9 protein-coding genes are annotated in these 9,292 nt (G+C 69.3%); 4 read left to right on the top strand and 5 right to left on the bottom strand.

Translation table 11 applies throughout. From position 1 onward, the window contains the following. From B2U11_RS15745 to B2U11_RS11290, 3 genes are all read right to left on the bottom strand, one after another. Positions 1–136: imidazolonepropionase-like domain-containing protein (locus B2U11_RS15745; protein WP_414632957.1), on the bottom strand; the 136-nt coding region annotated here is incomplete at its 3' end. Positions 137–174: 38 nt separating this feature from the next. Further along, on the bottom strand, positions 175–885 hold the full coding sequence (gene hutC, locus B2U11_RS11295; RefSeq protein ID WP_292071829.1) for a histidine utilization repressor: 711 nt from the start codon (positions 883–885) through the stop codon (positions 175–177). Next, positions 882–2,255: a formimidoylglutamate deiminase gene (locus tag B2U11_RS11290; RefSeq protein ID WP_292071828.1), complete on the bottom strand. Its 1,374-nt coding sequence runs from the start codon at positions 2,253–2,255 to the stop codon at positions 882–884. The genes hutC and B2U11_RS11290 overlap by 4 nt, the downstream gene beginning before the upstream one ends. A gap of 73 nt (positions 2,256–2,328) precedes the next feature. On the opposite strand from B2U11_RS11290, the gene hutG reads away from it, so the two are divergent. Genes hutG through hutH form a run of 4 tightly spaced genes read left to right on the top strand, consistent with a single transcriptional unit; the run spans position 2,329 to position 7,264 of the window. After that, positions 2,329–3,150: an N-formylglutamate deformylase gene (gene hutG / locus B2U11_RS11285; RefSeq protein ID WP_292071827.1), complete on the top strand. Its 822-nt coding sequence runs from the start codon at positions 2,329–2,331 to the stop codon at positions 3,148–3,150. Continuing rightward, the gene (gene hutU, locus B2U11_RS11280) at positions 3,147–4,808 is read left to right on the top strand and encodes a urocanate hydratase (RefSeq protein WP_292071826.1); all 1,662 of its coding nucleotides are present in this window, start codon (positions 3,147–3,149) and stop codon (positions 4,806–4,808) included. Before hutG ends, hutU begins: the two co-directional genes overlap by 4 nt. 23 nt (positions 4,809–4,831) lie before the next feature. Then, a complete protein-coding gene (locus B2U11_RS11275) occupies positions 4,832–5,683 on the top strand; it encodes a bile acid:sodium symporter family protein (protein ID WP_292071825.1) in 852 nt (283 codons plus the stop codon). A gap of 54 nt (positions 5,684–5,737) precedes the next feature. Then, a complete protein-coding gene (gene hutH, locus B2U11_RS11270) occupies positions 5,738–7,264 on the top strand; it encodes a histidine ammonia-lyase (protein WP_292071824.1) in 1,527 nt (508 codons plus the stop codon). Here hutH and fni read toward each other — a convergent pair. Together fni and B2U11_RS11260 are read right to left on the bottom strand one after the other, a co-directional pair. Further along, on the bottom strand, positions 7,261–8,292 hold the full coding sequence (fni, locus tag B2U11_RS11265; RefSeq protein ID WP_292071823.1) for a type 2 isopentenyl-diphosphate Delta-isomerase: 1,032 nt from the start codon (positions 8,290–8,292) through the stop codon (positions 7,261–7,263). The genes hutH and fni overlap by 4 nt on opposite strands. A gap of 20 nt (positions 8,293–8,312) precedes the next feature. Then, the coding region (locus B2U11_RS11260; protein ID WP_292071822.1) for a PPC domain-containing protein at positions 8,313–9,292 on the bottom strand (980 nt) is incomplete at its 5' end.

Below are 9,292 nucleotides of genomic sequence, written 5' to 3'. Positions count from 1 at the left end.
GGCCGTCCAGCCGCTCGACCTCGGCGGCGTTCACCGTCGGCATGTCCGCGCGCGGCCCGACCCAGGCGATCCGTCCGTCAGCGACCACCACGGCGGCGTCCTCGATCGCGCCGTAGGCCGCGCCGCCTTCCGTCATGGCGGCGACATGGCAATCGATCAGCAGGCGGTCGGCCTTCATCGGCGGTCTCCTCGGGACGAGAAACGGGCGACCAGGTCGTAGCGGTCGCCGGGAAAGGTCTGCCACACCCGCGTCACCCCCTGCCCGTCGCGCCAGGTGCGGCGCTCGACCCGCAGGCAGGCCGCGCCGGTCTTAAGGCCCAGCAAACGCGCATCCGTGGCCTCGACCTCCACGGCGGCGATGCGGTTCTCGGCCTCGGTCCAGGGCGCCTGGTCCAGCAGCCAGGATCCAGGCGGGACGACGCCGAAATCGACCGCAGCGGCTTCGGGCGCGGCCGCCAGGGCGATCAGCCGCTGCTCCAGCGCCAGCGGCGTTTCATCCGCACTGTGCAGGCAAGCCAGGTCAAGCAGGCGCCCGTCGGCGGCCAGCTCCCTTTCCTCCTCCGTCGCCGCATCCCGCTCGCGCCGCTCCAGCAGGCGATAACCATAGGCCTGGCCTCGTTCGACCACCTCGGCCCGCAGGTCGGGTATGGCCAGCACCGCCGCATGGGCCTTGGGTTGGGCGACAAACGTCCCCGCACGCCGCCGCCGCGTCACCAACCCCCGTCCCGCCAGTTCGGAGATCGCTTTGTTCACCGTCATGCGCGAACAGCCGTAAGCGGCCGTCAGTTCGTGCTCGAAAGGAATGCGCTGGCCCGGCGCCCAGTCGCCCGACAGGATGCGCCGCTCCAGGTCGGCGTAGATGCGCCGGTGCAGCGGCTCGCTCATCCCAGCACCGTCGCCAGCGCCCGGCGATAGCGCGCCTCGACCGCCTCGCGCGCGACATGCCGACCGTCCTTCACCACCTGTACGCCCGCGCGCCAAACCGAAGCGACCGACCCGGACGGCGCCCCGAAGATCCAGCTGTCCAGGAGGGCGTCGCCCCTGCGGCCCGAAAAGACGGACCGGCCCGTGTCCAGCGTCACGATGTCGGCGGGCGCCCCAACGGCCAGTCCCGCCTCGGCGCCGCACGCCTGTGCTCCTCCCGCCAGCGCCCGCTCGAACAAAACCCGGCCGGTAGAGCGTGCAGCGTCAGCCATCACCGCGCGCCCGCGCAGGCTCAGCCGCTGGCTGTATTCCAGCATCCGAAGTTCCTCGGCCACGCCGATCTGCACATTGGAATCCGTGCCGACGCCGAACCGGCCGCCCGCCCGCGCATAGGCGGCGGCCGGGAACACCCCGTCGCCCAGGTTCGCCTCGGTGACAGGGCACAGACCGACAGCGGCCTGACGATCGACCACGCCGCGCCGTTCCGCCTCGGTCACATGGGTCGCGTGGATCAAACACCAGCGAGAATCCACCGGCGCGTTGGCCAGCAGCCATTCCACCGGCCGCGCCCCCGACCAGGCCAGACAGTCTTCGACCTCCCTGGTCTGCTCCGCGACATGGATATGGATGGGGCCGTCGGCCGCCAGCGCTGGCATCGCCGCCAGTTCGTGCGGCGTCACGGCCCTCAGGCTGTGCGGCGCCACGCCGACAATCGCATCTTCCACCCCCGCCGTCAGGGCGCGGCACCGGCCGACCAGGTCCGAGAAACCGTCCAGGTCGTTGACGAACCGCCTCTGTCCGTGGCTGGGCGCCTCTCCGCCGAATCCGGCGTGGGCGTAGAAGACCGGCAACAGCGTCAGGGCGATCCCCGTCTCGCCGGCCGCCGCCGCGATCCGGCCGGCGATCTCCGCGCGGTCGGCATAGGCCTCGCCCGCCGGGTCGTTATGCAGATAGTGGAACTCCGCCACGCGGGTGAAGCCGCCTTCCAGCATCTCCATGAAGGCCAGGGCCGTGATGGCTTCGATCTCGTCCGGCCCGCCCCGGTCCAGGAAGCGGTACATCAGCTCGCGCCACGTCCAGAAGTCGTCGTCGGTCGGCCCACGCGCCTCGGTCAGGCCGGCCATCGCGCGCTGGAAGGCGTGGCTGTGGACATCGGCGACGCCCGGCAAGGCGACCGCCCCGCCCTCATCTCCGCTGCGGGCCGCCCCGGTCTCGATCCGCGCGATCCGCCCGTCGGACACCACGATCCGCACCCCGTCGGCCCATCCGCCCGGCAGCAGCGCCGTCTCGAACCACAGGGTGCGATCCACGGTCTTGGCGTTCGGCGTCACTGGACAGTCCCGCTCGGTTGCGATCAATATGTCTAGACATACCACGATGAACCGATTTGGCGAGGGAGGCGACATGACCCCCGACTGGCTGACCATTCACGAAGGCGAGATGCCGCTGGTCATAGGCCTGCCGCACACCGGCACGGATATCCCGCCCGACATCGAGGCGCGCATGACCTCGCCCTGGCTGGCCCGAAAAGACGCGGACTGGTGGGTGCACCGGCTCTACGACTTCGCCATCGACATGGGCGCGACCCTGGTGCGGACCGGGATTTCCCGCAGCGTCATCGACGTGAACCGCGACCCGTCCGGCGTCTCCCTCTATCCGGGCATGACGACGACCGGGCTGTGCCCGGTCGAGACCTTCGACGGCGAACCGCTATACCGTGACGGCCAGGCCCCCGACGAGGCCGAGATCGCCGAGCGTCGCGCGACCTGGTTCGACCCCTATCACGCCGCCATGCAGGCCCAGATCGATCGCCTGCGAGTCCACGGGCCGGTGGTCCATTACGACGCCCATTCGATCCGCTCGGTCGTGCCGCGCCTGTTCGACGGCGAACTGCCGCAGTTCAACATCGGCGACAACGACGGGACCACCTGCGCGTCGGAACTGACCCAGGCAGTCGAGGCCGCCTGTGCAGTCAGCGGCAGGAGCCTGATCGTCAACGGCCGCTTCAAGGGGGGCTGGACCACCCGCCATTACGGGCGGCCCGAGGCCGGCGTTCACGCCATTCAGATGGAGCTGTCGGATCGTGGATACATGATCGACCCCGCCGCGCCGGTGACGACTGAAAACTGGCCCAGCCCGTACGACGCCGAATACGCCGAGCCGATGCGGGGCCATCTGCGCCGCGTCCTGACCGCCTGTCTCGATTTCGCGGAAAGCCGCCGATGAACACGCCCAACGCCCGCACCGTACGCAGCCCGCGCGGGCTGGAGAAGACCGCGAAGACCTGGGCCGCCGAGGCGGCCATGCGGATGCTGATGAACAACCTCGATCCCGAAGTGGCCGAAAGACCCCAGGACCTGGTCGTCTATGGCGGCATCGGCAAGGCGGCGCGTGACTGGCCGGCCTTCGACCGCATCGTGCAGACGCTGAAGGACCTGGGCGAGGACGAGACCCTGCTGGTCCAGTCGGGCAAGCCGGTCGGCGTCTTCCGCACCCACGCCGACGCCCCGCGCGTGCTGATCGCCAACTCCAATCTGGTGCCCAAATGGGCGACGTGGGAGCATTTCAACGAACTGGATCGCAAGGGTCTGGCCATGTACGGCCAGATGACCGCCGGATCGTGGATCTACATCGGCACGCAGGGCATCGTTCAGGGCACCTACGAGACCTTCATGGAGGCGGGCCGCCAGCACCACGGCGGCGACTGGTCGGGCAAATGGATCCTGACGGCGGGCCTGGGCGGCATGGGCGGCGCCCAGCCCCTAGCGGCGACCATGGCCGGCGCCTCGTGCATCGCCATCGAATGCCAGCGCAGCCGCATCGAGTTCCGTCTTCGCACCCGCTACCTCGACGTCATGGCCGAGACGCTGGATGAGGCCCTGGCCCTGCTGGACCAGTCGCTGAAGGCCGGCAAGCCGACCTCGATCGGCCTACTGGGCAACGCGGCCGACCTTTTGCCCGAGATGGTCCGACGCGGCGTGCGCCCCGACTTGGTCACCGATCAGACCAGCGCTCACGATCCGGTCAACGGCTACCTGCCCTCTGGCTGGACCGTCGCCGAATGGGAGGACAAGCGCGCATCAGACCCCGCCGCCGTCGAGACCGCCGCGCGCGCGTCGATGGCGGTTCACGTGCAAGCCATGCTCGACTTCCACGCCCAGGGGGTTCCGACCACCGACTATGGCAACAATATCCGCCAGGTCGCCTTCGACCAGGGCGTAGAGAACGCCTTCGACTTTCCCGGCTTCGTGCCCGCCTACATCCGACCGCTGTTCTGCCGGGGGATCGGTCCGTTCCGCTGGGCCGCATTGACGGGCGATCCCGAGGATATCCGCAAGACGGACGCGGCGATGAAGACGCTGTTCCCCGACAACGCCGGTCTGCACCGCTGGCTGGACATGGCGGGCGAACGCATCGCTTTTCAGGGACTTCCGGCGCGTATCTGCTGGATAGGATTGGGCGATCGCCACCGCGCCGGGTTGATGTTCAACGACATGGTGGCCTCGGGCGAACTGTCCGGCCCCGTCGTCATCGGCCGCGACCACCTGGACTCGGGCTCGGTCGCCAGCCCGAACCGCGAGACCGAGGCGATGGCGGACGGCTCAGACGCCGTATCCGACTGGCCGCTGCTGAACGCCCTCCTAAACACGGCGTCCGGGGCCTCCTGGGTTTCGCTGCACCACGGCGGCGGGGTGGGCATGGGCTACAGCCAGCACTCCGGCGTCGTCATCGTCGCGGACGGCACGCCCGAGGCGGCCGCCCGTCTGGAGCGCGTCCTGTGGAACGACCCCGCCACCGGCGTCATGCGCCATGCTGACGCAGGCTACGACATCGCCCGCGAGGCCGCCCGCGAATACAAGCTGACTCTGCCAAGCCTGACCTGATCTCGCCAGCCTGAGGACGCATCATGGAATTCGCCGCCGTCGCCCTGCCGCTCGCCCTCGGGATCATCATGTTCGGCCTTGGGCTGGACTTGACGCCTGGCGACTTCGCAAGGGTGGCCAGACAGCCAAAGGCAGCCGCCGTGGCCCTGGCCTGCCAGTTGCTGGTGCTTCCGGCGATCTGTTTCGGCCTTGTGCTGATGTTCCGGCTGCCGCCGATCCTGGCCGTCGGGATGCTGCTTCTGGCGGCTTCGCCCGGCGGGACGACGGCGAACCTCTACAGTCACCTTTTCCGCGGCGACGTGGCCCTCAACATCTCGCTGACCGCCATCAACTCGATCATCGCCGTCGTGACCCTGCCGGTGATCACCAACCTGGCCATCGCGGTGTTTCAGCCCGGCGACCTGGCCGTCGGCCTGCAGTTCGCAAAGACCCTGGAGGTGTTCCTCATGGTCCTGGCGCCCGTGGGACTGGGGATGACGGTGCGGGCGCTGAGGCCCGGTTTCGCCCGCGCGATGGACAAGCCCGTCCGCATCGCCTCCGTGGCGATTCTGGTCGGCGTTATCGCGGGCGCCGTGGCCGGAAGCTTCGACCTTCTGGCGTCCAACTTCGTGCTGCTGGGGGCCATAACCAGCCTTTTCTGCATCGTCAGCCTGAGCGTGGGCTATGTCGTCCCGCGCTTGGCGAACATCGCAAGACCTCAGGCGGTGGCTAGCGCGTTCGAAGTCGGCATCCATAACGCCACCCTGGCCATCGTCATCGCGCAAGGCGTCCTGGAGCGGCCGGACATGTCGTTGCCGGCGGGAATCTATGGCGTTCTGATGTTCCCGATCGCGGCCTTGTTCGGTCTTTGGGTGACGCGGCGGCAGGGTCGCTGATCCCGCCATCTCAGCCGAACGCGCCGTTTCCCTCATCACCTCGACGAAAGCCCCATGACCCTCATCATCGGACATGCCCCATTGACCCTGGCGCAACTTCGCGACGTGCTGGACGGTCCCGTGACCGTCGAGATCGCCGCCGCAGCTTGGGCTGACGTCGACAGAGGGGCCGCGACCATCGCCGCCATCGTGGCCGAGGGCCGCACGGTCTATGGCGTCAACACCGGGTTCGGCCTTCTGGCCAACACCAGCATCGCACCGGAAGATCTGGAGACGCTTCAGAAGAACCTGGTGCTCAGCCACGCCTGCGGCGTCGGCGCCCTGCTGCCCGACGCGGTGACGCGACTGTTGATGGTGCTGAAGATCGCCAGCCTGTCCCGGGGCGCCTCCGGCGTCCGTCGGGAGACGCTGGAAACGCTGATCGCGCTGGTGAACGCCGACGTTCTGCCCTGTATTCCGTCCAAGGGCTCGGTCGGCGCCTCGGGCGACCTGGCGCCGCTGGCGCATATGTCCAGCGTTCTGATCGGCGTCGGCGAGGCGCGCGCGCAGGGCCAGGTTCTCGACGCCGAGGCCGCGTTGGCCCGCGTCGGCCGCAAGCCGTTGACCCTGGGTCCGAAGGAAGGATTGGCCCTGCTGAACGGCACCCAGTGCTCCACCGCCCTGGCGCTGGCCGGCCTGTTCGCCGCCGAAGACGTGTTCGCCGCCGCCATCGCCGCCGGCGCCCTGTCGGTGGATGCGCTGAAGGGCTCCGACGCGCCGTTCGATCCCCGCATCCACGCCTTGCGCGGTCAGCCGGGACAGATCGCCGTCGCCGCCCGCCTGCGCGAACTGATGACCGGATCGGCGATCCGCGACAGCCACCGCGACGACTGCGCCAAGGTGCAGGACCCCTACTCCCTGCGCTGCCAGCCCCAAGTCATGGGCGCGGTGCTGGATGTGCTGAACAGCGCCGCCGCCATGCTGGCGCGAGAAGCCAATGCGGTGACCGACAATCCGCTGGTCTTCATCGAGGATGGAGACGTCATCTCCGGCGGCAACTTCCATGCCGAACCCGTTGCTTTCGCCGCCGATCAGATCGCCGTGGCCCTGTGCGAGATCGGAAACATCTCGGAACGCCGCACCTCGATCCTGGTCGATCCGAAGATGAGCGAACTGCCGGCCTTCCTGGTCAGGGAGAGCGGCCTGAACTCCGGCTTCATGATCGCCCAGGTGACGGCGGCCGCACTGATCGCCGAGAACCGCATGGTCGCCCATCCGTGCAGCATCGACACCGTGCCTACCAGCGCCAATCAGGAAGACCATGTATCGATGGCCACCCACGGCGCGCGCCGTCTGCTGGACATGGCCGAAAACGCCGCGACCGTGGTCGGCATCGAACTGCTGGCCGCCGCGCAAGGAATCGAATTCCACCGCCCGATGCGAACCTCGCCCGCGCTGGAAGAGGTGTTCGCCATCGTGCGCCAGGCCGCGGCGCCCTACGCCTCCGACCACTATTTCGCGCCCGACATCGCCCGCGCGACCGATGGTGTGCGCGCCGGCGCCTATCGGCGGTTCGCGCAGGCCCTGCTGCCGTCGTCCTAATCGAAGGGCTGCAGCGGCGCGCGTCTGAGGGCGGCGAGGTTGGCGGAGTTGGTGCAGAAGCAGGCGGTCCGCAGTTGCCGGATCACGACCTGGAAATGGGCGATCACCGCCTCGGTCGAGATCGTCGCGGCCTGAAGCACGCCGGCGGCCTGGCCCGCCAGGTCGGCGCCCAGGCGGATCGCACGGGCGGCGTCCAGACCGTGGCGCACCCCGCCCGATCCGATCACCACCGCCTCGGGACAGGCGCGGCGGACATCGACGATGGCGTGAGCGGTCCTGAGGCCCCAGTCGGCGAAGACGGCGGCATGGGCCTTGTCGGCGGGATCGACCGCGCGCTCGCCCTCGATCAGGCCCCAGTTCAAACCGCCGGCGCCGGCCACATCCACCACCGCCACGCCCATGTCCACAAGACGCCGCGCGGTGCGGCCCGACAACCCCGCGCCCGTCTCCTTGACCACCACGGGCGCGCCAAGGCGCGGGACCAGGGACTCCAGCGCCGCGCCCACGCCCCACCAGTCGCGATCCCCCTCGGGCTGGCAGGCTTCCTGCAGCGGATTGAGATGAACAACCAAGGCGTCGGCGCCGATCATCTCGATGGCGCGTCGGGCCTCGTCCAGGCCGAATCCCCGCGTCAGTTGCGCCGCGCCGATATTGGCCAGCAGGGGGATGTCGGGCGCCCGGTCGCGCAAGGTCTGGTCCAGACCGGTCCCCGCGCCCGCCTCGATGGCCGCCCGCTGTGATCCGACAGCCAGGGCCAGGCCCAGGTGCTGGGCCGCTTCGGCCAGGCGGCGGTTGATCGCCTCGGCCCGCGCCGGCCCGCCGGTCATGGCCGAGATCAGCAGCGGGGCCTTCAGACGCCGCCCCAGGAAGTCGGCGCCCAGGTCGATCTTGGCGTGGTCCAGATCCGGCAACGCCTCGTGCACGAAGTGGACCGCGTCAAAGCCGGCGTCGCGGGCATGACGGCCGCGCCCATCCAGCACCACGTCCAGGTGCTGGTCCTTGCGGCTGAGCGGCGAACCCTGGGTCATCCGAACCGCTTAAGCCGGGATCATGGCTCCCGCGCGGCGGGCTGGCGCTCGACCGTCAGGGCATAGGCGCCGGTCTGGTTGGGGCCAAAGGCGCGGGCGCGAACCGCGTACCAACCGTCGTTCGGCGCGGTCCAGTCCAGCCGAGCGTGCGTGTCCGACAGGCCGTCGTCGTCGGTGGCAAGGCTCTCGAACGTCTCACCGTCCTCCCCCAGGTCGATGAAGGCGTCGAATGCGTTGGACACGAGGGTCAGGCGCAGCTTCTCGTCCTTCTTGGCCTGAAAGCGATAGGCGTCGAAATAGACGCCGTCGTCGTCGATGGCGTCGGTCTCGGCCAACGTGCCTCGCACCGTGGTCCCAACCAGCAAACTGCCCGGTTTCGGCGCCGGCCCCAGGTCGACCAGTTCCAGCGAATAGAGCCCGCGTCCGTCGGCCGCCAGCGGTTGGGCGCGGATCACATAGTCGCCGGTTTCCGGCAGGGAGAAGGTCAGGCGGGCATCCGTTCCCTCCCCCAGGCCGTCGTCGTCCTGGGCCAGGGCGGTGAAGTCCTCGCCGGCCTCGCCGATTTCCAGCAGGGCGTCGAAGTCGCCCGAGCGCAGGATGGCCTGAACGCGCTGGCCTTCCTCGCCGCTGACGACGTAGGCGTCGTAGCGCCGGCCGCCGTCGCCCTGCGGATCGTCGTCGGCGATCTCGCCTTCAAGCGTCTGGCCAAAGCCCAAGGCGGTCGGAGCGGGCGGCGGCGGCACCTCCATCAGCTTGAGGTCGTAGTCGCCCTCCGCCTCTTCACTGAAACCGCGCGCCTCGATCAAATAATCGCCGTCGGCGTCCAGCGTGTGCGCCAGGCGCGAATCGGTGCCCTGCCCCAGCCCGTCGTCGTCCTCGGCCAGGATGCTGTTGTCCGACAGCCGGCGCAGCGCCAGGTAGGTGTCGAAGTCGTCCGAAGACATTTCCACCGCAATCCGCTGGCCGGCCGTCCCCGTGAAACGGTAGAGGTCGGCGCGCT

The organism is Brevundimonas sp. UBA7534, assembly GCF_002479325.1.
Lineage (GTDB): Bacteria > Pseudomonadota > Alphaproteobacteria > Caulobacterales > Caulobacteraceae > Brevundimonas.
The sequence above is the reverse complement of the archived record's forward strand: the minus strand, read 5'-3'. Positions and strand labels throughout refer to the sequence as shown.